The sequence below is a fragment of the Candidatus Sarmatiella mevalonica genome, from assembly GCF_016751895.1.
Lineage (GTDB): Bacteria > Pseudomonadota > Alphaproteobacteria > Rickettsiales > Rickettsiaceae > Sarmatiella > Sarmatiella mevalonica.
On sequence record NZ_JACVVM010000122.1, the window covers coordinates 1 to 783 of the forward strand.

Below are 783 nucleotides of genomic sequence, written 5' to 3' on the forward strand. Positions count from 1 at the left end.
ACAAAATAAAGATGAAAGAATTATTGGGTAATCACGGAATACCGGTTCCTTTATTCAAACAAGTTAATGTAGATACTCTTAAAAATAATCCAAGTGATAGCTTCTATGATTTGCTACAATATTTTAAGGGAGATTTTTTTGTTAAACCTGTGTATGGCGCCTCTGCCATAGGCGCTTTTCATATTAAGAATTATGAAGATTTTATTTACTGGATAAGTCAAGCCTCAGAAAATGAGTATGATTGCGAGGAATATATCAATGGTACATTGTATTTATGCGATAGTTTTATCGACAATAATAAGCAAATATATAGTTTTCCATGCGAATATTTGTTTCCATGTCATGAATACGACAAGGGTAAACCATTAGGAATTATTCCATTAAAAGAAAACTCTGATCTGCGTCATAGAATTATTAATTTTTCTGAACGGGTGCATAAGGCCTTGAGCCCGTATTCTGGTATGACTCATTTGGAGGTTTTTGTTAAAAATAATGGGGATATAATTTTCTTAGAGATAGGTGCAAGACCTGGTGGCGCAGGAGTTCCTAAAATTTTAGAAATTAATTATGAGTTTAATAGTTACGAACAAACTCTAAGATATGTTTTAGGTTTGCCTATTAGGGACTGTTGCGAGATGAGGTAATTTTTGTTATAATAAATCTCAAAAGAACGAGGTTTTCAAATGTCTTCAGCGCATCAAATTACAATGGTAAGTTTAAATCAATTAGTTAGTCCAAAGCATCAATATCGCAAATTTAAAGACTTATTTGATTTTGAGGTGG

At 32.2% G+C, this 783-nt stretch carries 1 protein-coding gene; it reads left to right on the forward strand.

Translation table 11 applies throughout. The features are described 5' to 3' along the window. The coding region (locus Sarmat_RS06705; protein ID WP_202149971.1) for an ATP-grasp domain-containing protein at nucleotides 1-644 on the forward strand (644 nt) is incomplete at its 5' end. Between the last annotated feature and the right edge of the window lie 139 nt (nucleotides 645-783).